Consider the following 17,648-nt stretch of genomic DNA (forward strand, 5'->3'; position numbering starts at 1 on the left):
AGTTCACCGAGCACTCCATGAAGAACCTGGAGTCCGGGCGCAAGACGAGCATCACGGTCGCCGACTTCGTCGTCCTGGCCGATGTCCTAGGCATCCCGCCCGTGGCTCTCCTCTTCCCACTCGGTACCTCCGCCACCGTGGAGGTCCTCCCCGGCAAAGAGGTGTCCACCTGGGATGCTCTCGCGTGGTTCACGGGCGAGACTCCCATGGACCAACCGGCGCCCGAGGGCACCGCCCGGGACGTACTCGACGTCTTCCGTAACCACGGCGACCTGGTGGCCGCCGCGTTGATGTCCACCGCGCTGGCCACGGAGAGACGCCGCCAGGCCAGCACCGCTTTGGACCGGGCACGCCGGACCGCGCTCCTGGAGCGGGCCAGCAGCTACGAGGAGCACGCCTTCGAGGACTGTGCCGAGCTACGGGCTTTCCGGGGGCGCATGCGCGATCGGGATCTGGTGCCGCCCTCGCTCCCCTCAGAACTGGCCCATGTCGACCACCCCGAGAACAACCCCGAGGACGGCGAGTGAAGAACGGTACGACCTCCCGTCGGTGCGCCTGCCGGAACCCGACCACAGGCAAGCCGTACGGGGCGGCATGCCCCAAGGCATCCAACACTCGGCATGGCCTCTGGTACGCCATCCAGGAACTTGTCCCCCGCCAGGACGGCACCCGCCGCCGGTTCCGTCGGGGCGGATTCGAAACCGCCACCGCCGCGAAGACGGAGCTCTCCAAGGTCGCGGCGCTCATGGCGATACCGGACGAGGACGACCCGGCCGGTCAGCTCGCCATCAGCGATCTCCTCGAAGCCTGCGCGGCGGCGAAGGAGCCGCTGCCGGACTACGACGAGACCCTGCGACGCTTCAAGACCGGCCAGGCACTCAACTCGAAGATCACCGTTGGCGAGTGGCTCGACACTTGGCTGGCGGGCCGCAAGCGCCTTCGCGTGACCGGCTACAAGCGTTACGAGTGCGACGTCCGCGTCCACCTCAAGCCGCACCTGGGCAACATCCGGCTGGACAAGCTCAGGGTCCACCACCTGAATACGATGTTCGACTCGATCAACGAGCGCAACATCGAGATCCAGGAGCAGAACGCCCAGAGGAAGGCAGTTCAGGCCGAACTCAAGGCGACCCCGAACAAGGGTGCTGAGAACCGCGCCCGTCGGGGGTGGTTCAGGGCCCAGCTCGACGCGATGCCGCCGTTCCGCCGTATCACCAGCCTCAATACCCAGCCGCACATCAAAGCCACGCTAAGGGCCGCCCTGAACGTGGCCATCGCCCAGCAGGTGATGTCCCCCTTCAATCCGGCCGAGCACGTCGAGCTCCTCCCTGGCACGAAGCCGAAGGCCCTGATCTGGACCGACGAGCGAATTGCTCGCTGGCAGGCGGCTGGAGTCAAGCCTTCGCCCGTCATGGTCTGGACCCCGGAGCAGACGGGGAAGTTCCTCGACTTCGTCGCTGGTGACCGGCTCTACCCGCTGTGGCGGCTGATCTCCTTCCGAGGAACCCGGCGCGGCGAGTCGTGCGGTGCCCGGTGGGAGGACCTGTCGGCCGCTGAGCGGTCACTGGCCATCGCCACGCAGCTCGTCCAGGACGGCTGGGAGATTCACGAGGGCGCCCCGAAGACCGACTCGGGCATCCGTCTCATCGCCCTGGACGACGAGACCTTCGACGTCCTCCAGGCCCACAAACTTCGTCAGGAGCGCGAGCGCGAGCAGTGGGGCGAGGGCTGGAAAGACACCGGACGAATATTCACCCAGGAGGACGGCTCCCTGCTCCACCCGGGCAAGGTGAGCGACCTCTTCGAGCGACTGGTCACCGCCGCCGGCCTGCCTCCGATCCGGCTCCACGACCTTCGCCACGTCGCCGCCACGCTCATGCTCGCGGCCGGGGTGGACATCAAGGTCGTCAGCGAAACGCTCGGCCACTCGGACACCCGCATCACCCGCGACATCTACCAGGCGGTCCTGGACGGCCTCGCACGCGACGCCGCCGAAAAGGTTGTCCAACTCGTCCCGCGCTCACGCCCCCACCTCAGCGCGGTCCCGAACAAACAGACCCCCGAGCCCTCCCGCACCCTGCCGAGGATGCAGCCCCCCAAGCGCCCCTCAGCCGAGGAAGAGGAGCACACCGCCTGAGAATGGCGTAGTGGACAGCCCCGGTCAGTGGGTGCCTGACCGGAGCCCGCTCGCGCGTCGGATGGCGCTTTCGCTCGTTGGCCGTCGATCCTCCCGGATCACACTGAGCTCTCGGCTACCACCCGGCCAGTACCTCCTGCTCGCCGCCACCAAGCAGTCGTCCAACGCCTTATGGAAGGCCGCCGACCAACTCGACGAAGCAGGCGCTACGGCCTCCACCTGACAGGCCCGCTACGACTGGACACACTTCGCAGCCGCCGTCGTGAGCGTCGCGGGACCGCGCTCTGTCACCGACGCGGCCGACGATCTACGTCGAGCCATGTACGACTGGGAATGATCTGCACAGCGTGGACCCACACAGCCGTGCTCGGCGGAGGCGGACGCCTCGAACCCTTCGACACGCGCTTGAAAAGTGGCTGCTACTCACGGCCGGAATCGACACCGACGCTGGCCATACGTTCAGCGCAGGTCGAACGGCTCGATCTTGGGGTTGGCGAACGGCCCCCCATATGCGGCCGTGTTCCCTTGGTCATCCAGGCGGGCTGCAGCCGACTCGACCACCAGAAGGGCGTACAGGCCCTTGTCAGGATCGATGGGAACTAGGCCGTACTCTTCGTCGACCTCCTGTGCTGACAGGCCCAGTTCCTCCAAGGCGTCCTGCATCGCCGCCCCGCGGGGGAGGGTCACAGTTACGAGGAGTGTGTGTTCCTTCAGCATCTTGCACCGCCAGCTAGATGGACCCCTGTGTCTTGAGCATCTCTATGAGGCCGGGGACGCTAACAATCCCATAGCCGTAATCGTCTGTGAAGCCCAATCCTGTCGGGTCGTATGCCGCGCGCTGAAACATCTGCCGCATCTGTTGGGGCGTGACCTGCGCAGACGGGACTCGGGTTCGCAGCGCGGCCAGCACGCCAGCTGCAACCGGACACGCGGCCGATGTCCCGTCGTCCGCTGTGCCAGGACCCAGCCGCTGCGAGCCCAGGAAGTGTGTGTATGCGCATACATCAGGTTTCCGCTGGTCAAGTCGCCCCGGCCCTTGGGAAGAGTAGCCTACCCATTTGTCTGTTATATCCACCCCGCCGACCGACAGCACTTTCGGATGCGAGTTAGCACCCACGATAGACCGGCTCAGGTAGCCGCACCTCCGGTCTGGGCACTCTCGACCGCAGTTCCCGGCCGCGAACAGGATGTCCGCGCCGGCACTCTCCAGTGCGGCCACCGTGAGGCTGAACGGATGCCCAAGGTTGTCGGAATAGTTCCCAGGGCTTCCAGGCGCAAAGTCCCACTGGGGCGAGAAGCATCCCCAGCTGTTAGTCACGACCAGCGCACGACTCTCCTCCGGCATCGCGTCCAAGACGGTACGGAGGTGGGCATACGCCGCGATACCGTCGGATGTGTATGCCTCCATGACTGTGCGCCCTCTGCGCTTGGTTAGCAGTAGCGCGACGTCGAGCAGTTCTGCGCTCGGAGCGGCAATCCCGACGTCGAACGCACACATCGTGCCATGGTCGACGTCGAACGCCCCTGGTGTGTGGTTAATGCTCGACGGGCTCCAGCTCCGCGCATGATCGACCGAGACTCCTGCGCCAGCGGAGGCTAGATGCTCAGCGTTGATGCCCTCGTCTACGACTGCAACCGCGACAGCGTTGCCGTCCATGCCGAGCGATCGCAGCTCCGGCACGTGCAGACTCTCCGCTACGTCCTCCCACGTGCCGAGAGGGCCATCGTCAGCGCAGAGCGGCATGGTCTCGATCATCGGGTCAGCAAAAACGCCTACGATGTCGTGCTGGCTTGCGACGAGCTGAGCCAGGCGAGACGCCAGGTCATCGTCCGCGATCTCACCCCGGACCAGAACACTCGCCGTCATTGGCTCCAACGAGAAGGTCAGAGGCTGCCGCAATGACAGAGGATCACCGTCGGTCGCTCTAGGAAGCGGCTTCGGCATGGCCACCGGGGCGTAGGAGAAGTCCAGCTCAATACCGGGAAGGTCACCGACTACATCCTGCACGGTCTGCTTGCCTGGCGAGTCGATGACTGCGGCAGTGATGTCTTGAGCAGGCCGGAGCTGAAGCAGAATGTGCACGGCCACCACCACCTGAACCTAGGCGAGCAGGTTGCTACCCCTTCTAGGCTGGCCCAACGCCCACACTTCGGCCACTTGGCCGAATGCGCAGCGCAAGTAGTGCCGCAGCGCGATGGCATTTGTCGAGCTCACGCCCGGCGGCTTTGTAGAACTTCAACAACGCCGTCGTGCAGACCACGCCGATGTCACGCACCGAGTCGGCCACCCCGCCAACAGCCGAACTGCAGCGATGGCCGCACTTCGGCCTCACCTACTCTTTCAAGTGGCCCGGGTGCGGAGATCCGCCACCCGCCAGAAGGCAAAGAGATAGGAAAAACCCCAGGTCACGGCGAGTGAGTCCTGGGGTTTCTCGGAGCCGCCTTCGGGATTCGAACCCGAGACCTACGCATTACGAGTGCGTTGCTCTGGCCATCTGAGCTAAGGCGGCGCACTGTTCGCACCATGGTGCGGTCAGCAACGTCGGTAAGTCTACACAGTTTCGGAAGGTGCCCCGCACACCCCCCGACGCCCTCCGTACAGGCGCCCGCCGCGCCGCTACGAACAGCGTTCCCCCTGTGCCGGAGTGGTCCCCCGGAGCAGATACGCGTTGATCGCGTCGTCGATACAGTCGCTGCCCCGTCCGTACGCAGTGTGGCCGTCGCCCTCGTAGGTGAGGAGGCGGGCCGAGGAGAGTTGGCGGGAGAGGGACTGAGCCCAGCGGTACGGGGTCGCCGGGTCGCGGGTCGTCCCGACCACCACGATCGGAGCCGCGCCCTTCGCCTCGATGCGACGCGGTTCGCCGGTCGGCCGAACCGGCCAGTACGCGCAGCTCAGGGAGGCCCAGGCCATGGCCTCGCCGAAGACCGGGGACGCCTTCTCGAAGGACGGCAGCGCCTCGCGTACCTGGTCGGGGGTGGCGTACGCCGCCGGGAGGTCGAGGCAGTTCACGGCCGCGTTGGCGAACATCAGGTTCGAGTACTGGCCGTCGGCGTCGCGCTCGTAGTAGCTGTCGGCGAGGAACAGCAGACCCGCGCCGTCCTTGTCCCGCATCGCCAAGGTCAGCGACTCGCGCAGTTGCGGCCAGGTGCTCTCGTCGTACATCGCGGCGATCACGCCGGTCGTGGCGAGTGCCTCGCCCAGCCTGCGGCCGTCCGCGTCGCCCGTCGGGATCGGCGACTCGTCGAGGCGGTCGAAGAACGACTTCAGGTTGGTGCCGACCTCGCCCTCCTCCGCGCCCAGAGGGCAGTCCGTCTGTCGTACGCAGTCCTTCGCGAACGCGTCGAACGCCGTCTCGAAGCCCGCCGTCTGGTCGAGGTTCAGCCGACGCGCGGGCAGGGAGGGGTCCATCGCGCCGTCCAGGACCAGTCGTCCCACGCGGTCCGGGAAGAGTCCCGCATACGTCGCCCCGAGGAGCGTTCCGTACGACGCCCCCACGTACGTCAGCCGCCGGTCGCCCAGCACTCCCCGCAGGATGTCCATGTCGCGGGCGGCCTCCACCGTGGACATGTGCCGCAGCAGATCGGGCGAACCACTGCCGCACCCCTCAGCGAACTCCTTGTACGCGCCGACCAGTTCGTCCGTCTCCCGTTCGTTGTCGGGAGTCGTGTCCGTCTGCGTGTACGTGTCCATCTCGCGGCCGTCCAGGCACTCGACCGGCTCGCTGCGGGCCACCCCGCGCGGGTCGACCGCGACCATGTCGTAGCGCGCGCGGACCTCGGCCGGGTAGCCGATCGCGGCGTACGACTGCAGGTATCCGACCGCCGAACCGCCGGGCCCGCCCGGGTTCACCAGCAGCGAGCCGAGCGGCTTGCCCGTGCCCGTGGCCTTCTTCCGGGAGACGGCGAGTCTGACGTCGCCCTCGGACGGGGCCGCGTAGTCGAGGGGTGCCTTCATCGTGGCGCACTGGAAACCGGGTACACCGCACGACCGCCAGCTCAGCTTCTGCGCGTAGTACGGCGCGAGTCCGGCCTGCGTCGCCGACTTGGCCGACGAACTCGCCGCGCTCGTCGAACTCCCCGTGGAACAGGCGGAGACGAGCAGCGCGGCAACAGCGAGCAACGTCCAGGTCTGACGAGGTGTGCGCATCCTGTCCATTCAGCGAGCGTAACCCTGAGGAATCGCATGAATACTCTGCGTCCACAACATGACTCGTACGAGTTACGAACGCCGAACGATGAAACGACGAACGGCGTGTACCGAGTGACGCGTCGTTCTTCACTCGTGACCAGTGGCCCGGGCGGCTGTCAGCCCGCTCTCAGCGCCAGCGTCATCGCCTCCACCGCCAGCAGCGGTGCCACGTTGCGGTCCAGGGCCTCGCGGCACGCGGCGATCGCGTCGATGCGGCGGAGCGTCGACTCGGGTGAGCCGGCGCGGGCCAGGCGCTCCAGGGTGTCCTCGGCCTCCGCGTTGGCGATCGCCAGGCGCGAGCCCAGCTGGAGGGCGAGAACGTCGCGGTAGAAGCCGGTGAGATCGATCAGGGCGAGGTCGAGGGTGTCGCGCTGCGTACGCGTTCTCCGGCGCTTCTGGCGGTCCTCCAGCTCCTTCATCACGCCGGCCGTGCCGCGCGGCATCCGGCCGCCCTGGGCTGCCCCGAGCGCCGTCTTCAGCTCCTCCGTCTCCTTGACGTCGACGTCCTCGGCGAGCTGTTTGGCGTCCTCCGACGCCGAGTCGATCAGCTCCTGGGCGGCCTTCAGACAGCCGCCGACGTCCTCGACGCGGAGCGGCAGCCTGAGTACGGCGGCCCGGCGCTCGCGGGCCCGCGCGTCCGTGGCCAGACGGCGGGCGCGGCCGATGTGGCCCTGGGTGGCCCTGGCCACGGTGTGCGCGACGTCCGGCTCGATACCGTCCCGGCGGATGAGGATGTCCGCCACCGCCTCCACCGGCGGTGTACGCAGGGTGAGGAGACGGCAGCGGGAGCGGATCGTGGGCAGCACGTCCTCGATGGACGGGGCGCACAGCAGCCACACCGTGCGCGGCGCGGGCTCCTCGACGGCCTTGAGCAGGACGTTGCCCGCGCCCTCCGTGAGACGGTCCGCGTCCTCCAGGACGATAACCTGCCAGCGTCCGACGGCCGGAGACAGCTGGGCCCGCCGGACCAGGGCGCGGGTCTCCTTGACGCCGATGGAGAGGAGGTCGGTGCGGACGACGTCCACGTCGGCGTGCGTGCCGGTCAGGCTCGTGTGGCAGCCGTCGCAGAACCCGCAGCCGGGAACTCCGCCGAGGGCACGGTCGGGGCTCACGCACTGGAGGGCGGCGGCGAAGGCACGGGCCGCCGTGGACCGGCCGGAGCCGGGCGGCCCGGTGAAGAGCCAGGCGTGCGTCATCTTCGACGCCTCGGGCTGGGGTTCGCTCGCGGCGACGGCGGTGACCAGGGCGTCGGCATCCCGCGCGGCGGCCTCCAGCTGCGCGCTCACCTTCTCCTGGCCCACCAGGTCGTCCCACACCGGCATGGGAGCACCGCCCTTTCGTCACGCCGTTTCTTCACGCCGTTCTTCACACCATTGCGTCAGGCCGATTCGTCACGGCTTGCCCACGAAATCCATTGTGAGGGTCCCCACTGACAACGAGTTCCCACCGACAACAGGTCCCCACCGACAATGGGCCTCACCGAAAACCGGTCCCCACCGACGACGGGCTCCCCTGAGTCGGGCCTGACGACGCCCGCGCCTCAGGGGCGCCGCCCACCCCGCCCGCGCCCCTCGTCCCGGTCGTCGTCCGCGTGCGGCCCGAACAGCTCGTCGGCCAGTGTCGGCAGGTCGTCCAGCGGAGTTTCCTCCGCCCAGTCGGAGCGCGGACGGCGGCGCGGGGCGCCGTCGGCGTCGAGCTGGGGCAGCTCCCGCGTGCGGTCCTCGCCGGCCCCGGACTGTCCGTCCGCACGCTCGTCCCGGAAGAACCCGGGCGGCACCCGGTCCGCAGGCGCGCCGTCCCGCCGACCCGCCCTGTCCTCCCGTACGGGAGGCAGCACCGCGGTCTCATCGGCCGCACCCGGCACCACGGGCGGCAGCACAGCTGTCTCGTCGGCGGCCCCCGGAGGCACCGGCGGCAGCACAGCCGTCTCGTCAGCCGCACCCGGCACCACAGGACGCAGCACAGCCGTCTCGTCAGCCGCACCCGAGGGAACCGGCGGCAGCACAGCCGTCTCCTCCGCGGCCCCCGAAGGCACCGGCGGCTTCTGCAGCTTCGCCGTCACCTCGGAATCGGAACCGCCGGACCGACCGCCACTCGCCCCACCGGACCCCGCAGCCCCAGCCGCACCTGCACGCGCACCCGTGCCCGAAGCCCCGCCTGTACCCGAACCCGTACCCGAACCCGAAGCCCCGCCCGTACCCGAAGCCGCTCCCCCGGCATCAGCCGCCGAGGCCGCCGCCTCGGCTGCCGCGGAAGCCGCGGCAGCCGTCGCGGAAGCCGTAGCCGCCGCCTCAGCAACGCGCCGCCGCTCCGCCTCCGCGACGCGCCGCCGCTCCGCCTCCGCCCTTACGAGCGCCTCCTCGGCCTTCCGCTGCTTCTCCAGCCGCCGTTCCTCCGCCTCCGCGTGCAGCCGCGCCTCTTCCTCGGCCTGCTTGCGCCGGCGGTCCTCATCGGCCTTGCGGCGGGCCTCGGCCTCGGCGCGGGCCTTCTCCTCCGCGATAAGCCGTACCCGCTCCTCCTCGGCGCGGCGGCGCGCGTCCTCGGCCCGCTGCCGGGCCTCCTCCGCCTGGCGTTCGGCCTCGCGGCGCTGCGCCTCCTCCAGCTCGCGGCGCTTGCGCTCCTCCTCCTCGGCGCGCAGCCGGGCCAGCGTCTCCTGGCGCTCACGCTCGAGGCGCTCCTCCTCGGCCTTGCGCGCGGCCTCTTCCTCCGCCTTGCGCCTGGCCTCCTCCTGGGCCGCCCTGCGGGCCTCTTCCTGGGCCTTCACCTCGGCCTCGGACAGGGGCAGCATCAGGTCGAGCCGGTGACGGACGACCGTCGTGACGGCCTCGGGCTGCTGGCCCCCGTCGACGACCAGATAGCGGCCCGGGTCGGCGGCGGCCAGCGTGAGGAAACCGGACCGCACGCGCTCGTGGAACTCGGCCGGCTCCGACTCCAGCCGGTCCGGCGCCTCCGTGAACCGCTCGCGCGCGGCCTCCGGGGAGACATCCAGCAGGACGGTCAGATGCGGCACCAGGCCGTCGGTCGCCCAGCGCGAGATCCGCGCGATCTCCGTCGGGGAGAGGTCCCGGCCCGCGCCCTGATAGGCCACCGACGAATCGATGTACCGGTCGGAGATGACGACCGCGCCCCGTTCCAGAGCGGGCCGTACGACCGTGTCGACGTGCTCCGCGCGGTCCGCCGCGTACAGGAGCGCCTCCGCGCGGTGCGACAGACCGGCGCTGGACACATCCAGCAGGATCGACCGCAGCCGCTTGCCCACCGGAGTCGCCCCCGGCTCACGTGTGACCACGACTTCGTGGCCCTTGGCCCTTATCCACTCGGCGAGCGCCTTCGCCTGTGTGGACTTGCCGGCCCCGTCGCCGCCCTCCAGGGCGATGAAGAAGCCGTTCGCAGCGGTTGCCTGTACGGGGTCGTCGCCACCGCGCACCGCGTCCCGCAGATCGTGCCGCAGGGGTACGCCGGAGCGGTCGTCGGCCTTGGCGAGGACCAGGGCGGCCACCGGCAGCAGCAGCGCGCCGACCAGCATCAGCGTGAACGCCGCGCCACCGTGCGCGAACACGAACTTGCCGCTCTCCAGGCGGTGCGGGCCGATGAGGGCCGCCACCAGGGGGGCGATCAGCACGGCCAGCGCCACGGACACCCGTACGACCGCGTGCAGATGCTCCGTCAGCCGCGTCCGCCGCTGGTCCTCGGTCTCCTGGTCGAGCAGCGTGTGCCCGGTGTTGGCGGCGATACCCGCGCCAAGGCCCGCGAGAGCGACGACCATCAGCACCGTCGTCACGTCCGGGACCAGCCCGGCGGCGAGCAGCGCGATCCCTGTGAAGGCGACGGCGAGCGCGAGCAGCCGGCGCCGCGACAGCGACACCAGCACCTTCGGTGCCGTACGGATGCCGACGACCGTGCCGCCGGTCGACGCCAGGACCAGCAGCCCGTACATCACCGGCCCGCCGCCCAGGTCCTCGGCGTGCAGTACGGCCACGGAGACGGCCGCCGCGACCGCGCCGGAGACGGCCGCGCAGGCCAGGACGAGCAGCGGGATCGCGCCTGTACGGCCCGTGTCGGCGGCGGTGCCGGACTTGGGGCGGCGCAGGCCTTCGAGCGGTGACCGCGCGCGCGGGGTGCGGGCGTCGGGCAGTTCGAGGGAGGTGAGCACGGACAGCGAGGCGGCGAACAGTCCGGCCGCGACGTACGACCCGAAGGCCGCCTGATGCCGGCCGAACCAGTCGATCCCGGTGCCCAGCAGGTTGTTGAACAACCCGGCGCCGACGAGCGCGGCGCCCGCGAGCGGCAGCGCGACGAAGGTCGTACGCAGGGAAAGGCGCCGTAGGGCTTCCATGTGGTCCGGCAGCGGGCGGACCGTCGCTCCCTCCGGGGGCGGCGCGGGCAGCAGCGCGGGCGCCGCGCTCTCCCGGCACACCGTCCAGAAGCGCTCCGCGACTCCGGTCACGAAGGCGATGACCAGGAGGACGGCCAGGGCGTTCTCCGGCATCCAGTCGATCCACAGGGGCGCGATGATCATGAGTACGGCGCGCAGTCCGTCCGCGCCGGCCATGGTCCAGCGGCGGTCGAGCGGGCCCTCCCGCGAGGTGAGCGACGTGAGCGGGCCGAGCAGGACGGCGCCGAAGAGCAGGGTGGCCAGAACGCGTGCCCCGAAGACGGCGGTCACGGCGAGTGCCACTCCCCGGGAGCCGCCGCCGAACGAGCCCTCGGCGATGGCCGCCTGGAGGACGAGCACCACGAGGACGAGTAGCGCGAGGGCGTCACCGACCCCGCCCACCAGCTGCGCACTCCACAGCCTCTTCAGCTGGGGCTGGCGCAGCAGGGCGCGGACGGCGCGTTCGCGGGAGTCCGCGACCAAGGCGTCGTCGGGGGCCTGGTGGATGGCCGTTGGCTGCTCGGCTGGCGTCATGCTTTCAGCCTATCGGCAGCCACCGACAGCCCGAAGTGGCCGTCCGGACGTACGACCGCCCCGACACCTCATGGTGCCGGGGCGGTCGTTTCGCGAAGCTCGCGCGAAGGTGAAGTGAAGACCACTCACCGTAATCGGTCGCGACCCTCGCCGATGTCGTCGCGACCGACGGGCTCACTCCTCGACCGTGGCCCTCGCCGTGGTCGCCTTCTTGGCCGGAGCCTTCTTCGCGGCCGTCGTCTTGGCGGCCGCAGTCTTGGCGGCCGTCGTCTTCTTGGCGGCGGTCTTGGTCGCGGCCGCCTTCTTGGCGGGGGCCTTCTTCGCCGGCGCCTTCTTCGCCGTCTTCTTGGCGGGCGTCTTGGCGCGCTTCTCGGCGAGCAGCTCGTAGCCGCGCTCCGGGGTGATCTCCTCGACGCTGTCGCCGGAGCGCAGGGTCGCGTTGCTCTCGCCGTCGGTCACGTACGGCCCGAAGCGACCGTCCTTGACGACCACCGGCTTTCCGCTGACCGGGTCCGTGCCCAGCTCCTTCAGCGGCGGCTTGGCGGCGGCCCGGCCACGCTGCTTGGGCTGGGAATAGATCTCCAGCGCCTCTTCGAGGGTGATCGTGAAGAGCTGGTCCTCGGTCTGCAGGGACCGCGAGTCCGTGCCCTTCTTGAGGTAGGGCCCGTAGCGCCCGTTCTGCGCGGTGATCTCCACGCCCTCCGCGTCCTTGCCGACGACCCTGGGCAGGGACATCAGCTTGAGCGCGTCCGCCAGCGTCACCGTGTCCAGGGACATCGACTTGAACAGCGAGGCCGTACGCGGCTTGACGGCGTTCTTGCCGGTCTTCGGGGTGCCCTCGGGGAGCACTTCGGTGACGTACGGGCCGTAGCGGCCGTCCCTGGCGATGATCTGGTTGCCGGACTCGGCGTCGGCGCCCAGCTCGAAGTCGCCGCTCGGCTTGGCGAGCAGTTCCTCCGCCAGTTCGACGGACAGCTCGTCGGGCGCGAGGTCCTCCTGCACGTCCGCGCGCTGGTGGTTCTCGGAGTCCTTCTCGCCGCGCTCGATGTACGGGCCGTAGCGCCCGACGCGCAGCACGATGTCGTTGCCCACCGGGAACGACGACACCTCGCGCGCGTCGATCGCGCCCAGGTCGGTCACCAGTTCCTTGAGACCGCCGAGGTGGTCCCCGTCGCCGTTGCCGGCCTCGGCCGCGCCGCCGACGGCGGGAGCACCATTGGCACCCTCGCCGAAGTAGAAGCGCTTCAGCCACGGCACGGACTGGGCCTCGCCGCGGGCGATGCGGTCGAGGTCGTCCTCCATCCGGGCGGTGAAGTCGTAGTCGACGAGCCGCCCGAAGTGCTTCTCCAGAAGGTTGACCACGGCGAAGGACAGGAAGGACGGCACGAGGGCCGTGCCCTTCTTGAAGACGTAACCGCGGTCGAGGATGGTCCCGATGATCGACGCGTACGTCGACGGGCGGCCGATCTCGCGCTCTTCGAGCTCCTTGACCAGCGATGCCTCGGTGTAGCGGGCCGGGGGCTTGGTGGCGTGCCCGTCGACCGTGATCTCCTCGGCGGACAGGGCGTCGCCCTCGCCGACCTGGGGCAGGCGGCGCTCGCGGTCGTCCAGTTCGGCGTTCGGGTCGTCGGCGCCCTCGACGTACGCCTTCAGGAAGCCGTGGAAGGTGATCGTCTTGCCGGAGGCGCTGAACTCGGTGTCCCGGCCGTCGGAAGAGGTGCCCGCGATCTTCACGGTGACCGAGTTGCCGACCGCGTCCTTCATCTGGGAGGCGACCGTGCGCTTCCAGATCAGCTCGTAGAGCCTGAACTGGTCGCCGGTCAGGCCCGTCTCCGCAGGGGTGCGGAAACGATCGCCCGACGGGCGGATCGCCTCGTGCGCCTCCTGCGCGTTCTTGACCTTCCCGGCGTACGTCCTCGGGGACGAGGGCAGGTAGTCGGCGCCGTACAGCTGGGTGACCTGGGCCCGGGCGGCGGTGATCGCCGTGTCCGACAGGGTCGTGGAGTCCGTACGCATATAGGTGATGAAGCCGTTCTCGTACAGCTTCTGCGCCACCTGCATGGTCGCCTTCGCACCGAAGCCGAGCTTGCGGCTGGCCTCCTGCTGGAGCGTCGTCGTACGGAACGGGGCGTACGGCGAACGGCGGTACGGCTTCGACTCGACCGAGCGGACGGCGAAGCGGGTGTTCTCCAGGGCGGCGGCCAGGGCGCGGGCGTTCGCCTCGTCCAGATGGAGGGTGTTCGCGCTCTTCAGTTGTCCCAGGGAGTCGAAGTCGCGGCCCTGCGCGACTCGCCTGCCGTCGACGCTCGAAAGGCGGGCGACCAGTGACGACGGGTCCGAGGAGTCCCCCGCGCGGCCGGTCGCGAAGGTCCCCGTGAGGTCCCAGTACTCAGCAGAACGGAAAGCGATGCGCTCGCGTTCCCGCTCCACCACGAGTCGGGTCGCGACCGACTGGACACGGCCGGCCGACAACCGCGGCATGACCTTCTTCCACAGGACCGGCGAGACCTCGTAGCCGTAGAGACGGTCGAGGATGCGGCGGGTCTCCTGGGCGTCGACCAGCTTCTGGTTCAGCTCGCGCGGGTTGGCCACGGCGGCCTGGATCGCGGCCTTGGTGATCTCGTGGAAGACCATCCGCTTGACCGGAACCTTGGGCTTCAGGACTTCCTGGAGGTGCCACGCGATGGCCTCACCCTCGCGGTCCTCATCGGTGGCGAGGAAGAGTTCGTCGGAGTCCTTCAGCAGGTCCTTGAGCTTCTTGACCTGGGCCTTCTTGTCCGCGTTGACCACGTAGATCGGCTGGAAGTCGTGTTCGACGTCCACGCCGAGGCGGCGCACCTCACCGGTGTACTGCTCGGGCACCTCGGCGGCGCCGTTGGGGAGGTCGCGGATGTGCCCGACGCTCGCCTCGACGACGTATCCGGGGCCGAGATAGCCCTTGATCGTCTTCGCCTTGGCAGGCGACTCGACGATGACGAGTCGGCGGCCGCCCTGTGCGGTCTCGCTGGTCGGGGACAACTTCGCTCTTCTCTCCGGTTGACACTGGGGGTCTCCCCCGGCCTTGCTCCCGGGGTCGGGTCATGCTGACGCTGCGGAGTGTGACGGTACATCCCGCCCCCCTGTCAAACGGGAAAAGCCCGCAACGGCCACTCGAACGGTAACCCGACTACCGCCATTCCTGCCGCCCGGAGTATCGACCTGCCTCTTCGGGCCTATCCGGAGGGTGACCTACCAGTTACCGCCGACCCTCCGCCTTACGCCCCACTCGTACGCCTCTTCCGCACCTCACACCCGGGTGAGGCGCCATGCGGCGACCCCGAGGGCGACCAGCGCGGCGACGCTCGCGAAGGTCGCCGATGCGACGGGGTTCACACCGTGGGCGACGGGAGCCCGGTGCCGCACCCGGGTCACGGTCCACACCAGCAGCCCGCTCCCGAACAGGGCGAACACCACTCCCACAAAGATCGCCGGTCCGCTCTCCATAACCCTGCGCGCCCCTCTCCTCCCGCCCGGGAGCCCCCGGCCCCGGGAGGCTGGCACGGCCGGGAAGCGTCCGCGCGAACCCGAGGTGAACGCTGAGGGGACGTGGCCGGGCGACCCCCGTGAGACCTGTCGAGCGCGGCCTCGGGGCACCCGCGCGAAAGGTCCGGCCGACCACGGTCCGTCGCGGCCGGCGCCCGGGAATCTCACAGCCGGTACGCGGGGACCACCACCGCCCGGCCGCGCCAACTCGGCGTGAATATGCCGCTGAGACCTCGCCGGCTACGCACTCGGCACGACGGCCCTGGCGCCGCGAACGGTCGGCCCGCACCGCCCGCGCCACCCGGACGCTTCCCCGCGCCTCGCGCGCCACCCCTGTACCTCCGTCCCCTGTACGGCGAACGGCTACGCGACCTGCCGTACCCGTATCGGCCGCGGCACCTCCCTCCGCCATGGGCGTCACGGCGTAGACGACAGCCCCGCACCAGCGGAACCGGCACTGCGGCGCCCCACGAGAGCCCGCCCCGGAACACGCTCACCCACCCGACGGCTCCAGGAACCCCTGCTCCACCAGCAGCCGGATCTGTGCGGGCGTGCGGTCCCGCAACGACACCGGGTCCTCGCCGACCAGTTGGGCGATGGCGTCCAGAATCCGCCCCGCGCTCAGCGTGCCGTCGCACACACCTGCGAAGCCCGCGCCGACCGTGTCCACCTTGGTGGCCCGGCGCATCCCGCGGTGCTGGCGCAGCACCACGTGCTCCGGATCCTCGGCGCCGGGCAGCCCGACCTGCTCCTGCACCACCTCGCCCGCCAGTCTGAAGTGCGCGGCGAGAAGGGCCGCGTCGTCGTGCGCGCGCAGATAGTCCACGCGCTCGAAGTGCGCCCGAACCGTGTCCCCGAGCGGCTGTTCGACAGGATGCGGCCACTCCTCCACGGTGACCGAAGGCTCCGCCGCACCGGTCTTCCGCAGCGTGATCCAGCCGAACCCGACCGACCTCACCTTGCGCGCCTCGAACTCGTCCAGCCACGCGGAGTACCGCGCCCGGTACTCCGCCGGGTCGGAGCGGTGGTCACCGGCGTCGCGCAGCCACAGCTCGGCGTACTGCGTGACGTCCTGCACCTCGCGCTGCACGATCCACGCATCGCACCCGCGCGGCACCCAGGACCTCAGTCTGTCCTGCCAGTCCTCCCCTTCCACGTGCTGCCAGTTGGCGAGGAACTGTGCGAACCCGCCCTCGCGCAGCCGCTCCCCCGCCTCCTGAACGAGCGTGCGGCACAGATCGTCCCCGCCCATCCCGCCGTCCCGGTACGTGAGCCGCGCACCCGGGGAGATCACGAACGGCGGGTTGGAGACGATCAGGTCGTACGTCTCGTCCTCCCGGACCGGCTCGAAGAGGGAACCCTCGCGCAGATCGGCCGCCGGGGCGCCGGACAGGGCGAGCGTCAGCGCGGTGATGTGCAGGGCGCGGGGGTTGAGGTCGGTAGCCGTCACGCGCGTGGCGTGCTGGGCGGCGTGCAGTGCCTGGATCCCGGAGCCGGTGCCGAGGTCCAGCGCGGAGGCGACCGGCATACGAACGGTGATGCCGGCGAGGGTCGTGGAGGCTCCGCCCACACCGAGTACGACGCCCTCGTCAGGACTGCCGATGCCACCCGCGCCACCGACCGCGCACCCCAGGTCGGACACGATGAACCAGTCCTCGCCGCCCGGCCCCCCGTACGGCCGTACGTCGACGGCGGCGGTCACCTGGCCGTCTCTGTCAGAGACCAGCCAGCCGCTCGCCACACAGTCGTCGACGGGCAGCACGCCCACCACGCGCGCATGGAGCACGGGCTGCTGCAACAGGAACAGCCTTACGAGCAGTTCCAGCGGCGTGTCACCCCGGGTGGCCCGGAGCGCGGGCACGGTCTCGCTGCGCGCCAACGCGGCGTACGCGGGCGCGCCGAGCAGGTCGAGCAGCCCGTCGGCGGTGAAGTCTGCGGCCAGCAGGGCGTCTCTGAGGCGCGTGGCGATGTCGGGGCGGTCGGCGGACGGCAGGTCGTGCAGGCTGGCGTTACTCACGCCCCCATTGTGTCCGCCCTGCCGCTCCGCCGCGCCCGCCTGTGGACAGACGCGCGCGGACACCCCGTACGCCTGTGGACAACTCCCGGACGGTCAGCTGGCCGCCGAGGAGGCCGCGGGGGACGCGGACGACGACTTGCAGCTCTCCTGCTTGGCCATCGCCTTGCCGACGTCGCCCTCCTCCAGGGCCTTCAGGGCGTCGTTCCCGCTCTGGCTGAGCTTGTCCAGCTGGGTGGCGACACCCTTGAGACCGTCGGCGAACTTCGCCTGGTTCTTGATGTCGAGATCGTCCACCTGCTTCTTCAGGCCCGCGTAGGAGGCCGAGATGTCGTTGAGTTCCTTGACTGCGTTCGTCTTCTTCGTCTCGCCGTCGTCGACGTTCGGCGCGCCCGCGGTGTTCACGGCCGTACCGATCGCCTTGTAGGCGTCCGCCATGTCCTGGAATGCCTGTGCGTCGGTCTTTTGGACGGCCTCCGGCGTGCTGTTGTCGGAGGTCTCCTTCTGGATCGCGGCATTGGCTGCCTCGATCTTCCGCGCCTGCGGTTTCACCGCGTCGCACACCTGCTTCGCCCAGGCATCCAGCTTCTCGTTGCCGTCGTCGCTGCTGCATCCCGACAGCGCCAGTACCAGTACCGCACCGCCGGACAGTGCGACCGCGAGCTTCTTGTTCACCGGATTGGTCCCTTCCATGGCTCTCGGCCCCGGAACATACACGCCAACTGGGCGACATCGGCGTGACGGACATCCGCTTGATGTGTTATTGCAGCCATTTGCACCAAGAGAGAGAAGGCTCACGGAAACGGGCGGGCGACCCACGCCGAGCGGGCGGACGACGCGTCAGAACGCGCCGCCCGCCCGCTCGTTGGCCGGCTCC

At 69.8% G+C, this 17,648-nt stretch carries 11 protein-coding genes and 1 tRNA gene; 2 read left to right on the top strand and 10 right to left on the bottom strand.

Annotation, left to right across the window (positions count from 1 at the left end):
* Positions 1–527, top strand: a 527-nt coding sequence (locus RB628_RS06645) for an XRE family transcriptional regulator (RefSeq protein ID WP_318319348.1), incomplete at its 5' end; no start/stop codon positions are given.
* Positions 524–2,137 (top strand): tyrosine-type recombinase/integrase, encoded by a 1,614-nt coding sequence (locus RB628_RS06650; protein WP_318319349.1) that lies wholly within the window; start codon positions 524–526, stop codon positions 2,135–2,137. The genes RB628_RS06645 and RB628_RS06650, both read left to right, overlap by 4 nt.
* A gap of 459 nt (positions 2,138–2,596) precedes the next feature.
* On the opposite strand, the gene RB628_RS06655 is transcribed toward RB628_RS06650, so the two are convergent.
* The 10 genes from RB628_RS06655 to RB628_RS06700 all read right to left on the bottom strand — a co-directional run bounded on the left by RB628_RS06655 (position 2,597) and on the right by RB628_RS06700 (position 17,464).
* Positions 2,597–2,854, bottom strand: coding sequence for a hypothetical protein (locus tag RB628_RS06655; protein WP_318319350.1), 258 nt, complete (start codon positions 2,852–2,854; stop codon positions 2,597–2,599).
* Positions 2,855–2,867: 13 nt separating this feature from the next.
* A complete protein-coding gene (locus RB628_RS06660; protein WP_318319351.1) occupies positions 2,868–4,220 on the bottom strand; it encodes a S8 family peptidase in 1,353 nt (450 codons plus the stop codon).
* A 353-nt stretch (positions 4,221–4,573) separates the two neighbouring features.
* A tRNA-Thr gene (locus tag RB628_RS06665) sits at positions 4,574–4,647 on the bottom strand.
* 107 nt (positions 4,648–4,754) lie between these two features.
* A complete protein-coding gene (locus RB628_RS06670) occupies positions 4,755–6,293 on the bottom strand; it encodes an alpha/beta hydrolase (protein WP_318319352.1) in 1,539 nt (512 codons plus the stop codon).
* Between the two features lie 149 nt (positions 6,294–6,442).
* Positions 6,443–7,648, bottom strand: a complete 1,206-nt coding sequence (locus tag RB628_RS06675; RefSeq protein ID WP_318319353.1) for a DNA polymerase III subunit delta' — start codon at positions 7,646–7,648, stop codon at positions 6,443–6,445.
* Between the two features lie 218 nt (positions 7,649–7,866).
* Positions 7,867–11,235, bottom strand: a complete 3,369-nt coding sequence (tmk, locus tag RB628_RS06680; RefSeq protein WP_318319354.1) for a dTMP kinase — start codon at positions 11,233–11,235, stop codon at positions 7,867–7,869.
* Between the two features lie 174 nt (positions 11,236–11,409).
* Positions 11,410–14,253 carry a type I DNA topoisomerase gene (topA, locus tag RB628_RS06685; protein WP_318319355.1) on the bottom strand — a complete coding sequence of 948 codons (2,844 nt, stop codon included), beginning with the start codon at positions 14,251–14,253 and terminating at the stop codon, positions 11,410–11,412.
* Between the two features lie 267 nt (positions 14,254–14,520).
* Positions 14,521–14,718: a hypothetical protein gene (locus RB628_RS06690; protein ID WP_318319356.1), complete on the bottom strand. Its 198-nt coding sequence runs from the start codon at positions 14,716–14,718 to the stop codon at positions 14,521–14,523.
* 532 nt (positions 14,719–15,250) lie between these two features.
* A complete protein-coding gene (locus RB628_RS06695; protein ID WP_318319357.1) occupies positions 15,251–16,774 on the bottom strand; it encodes a class I SAM-dependent methyltransferase in 1,524 nt (507 codons plus the stop codon).
* Between the two features lie 93 nt (positions 16,775–16,867).
* The gene (locus tag RB628_RS06700) at positions 16,868–17,464 is read right to left on the bottom strand and encodes a small secreted protein (protein WP_318319358.1); all 597 of its coding nucleotides are present in this window, start codon (positions 17,462–17,464) and stop codon (positions 16,868–16,870) included.
* Between the last annotated feature and the right edge of the window lie 184 nt (positions 17,465–17,648).

The sequence above is a fragment of the Streptomyces sp. ADMS genome, assembly GCF_033441795.1.
GTDB lineage: Bacteria > Actinomycetota > Actinomycetes > Streptomycetales > Streptomycetaceae > Streptomyces.

Excerpts from the sequence above, each read along its gene's own strand:
- RB628_RS06655 (WP_318319350.1), bottom strand. The coding sequence starts at position 2,854 with ATGCTGAAGGAACACACACTCCTCGTAACTGTGACCCTCCCCCGCGGG.
- tmk (WP_318319354.1), bottom strand. The coding sequence starts at position 11,235 with ATGACGCCAGCCGAGCAGCCAACGGCCATCCACCAGGCCCCCGACGAC.
- RB628_RS06670 (WP_318319352.1), bottom strand. The coding sequence starts at position 6,293 with ATGGACAGGATGCGCACACCTCGTCAGACCTGGACGTTGCTCGCTGTT.
- RB628_RS06675 (WP_318319353.1), bottom strand. The coding sequence starts at position 7,648 with ATGCCGGTGTGGGACGACCTGGTGGGCCAGGAGAAGGTGAGCGCGCAG.
- RB628_RS06690 (WP_318319356.1), bottom strand. The coding sequence starts at position 14,718 with ATGGAGAGCGGACCGGCGATCTTTGTGGGAGTGGTGTTCGCCCTGTTC.
- RB628_RS06700 (WP_318319358.1), bottom strand. The coding sequence starts at position 17,464 with ATGGAAGGGACCAATCCGGTGAACAAGAAGCTCGCGGTCGCACTGTCC.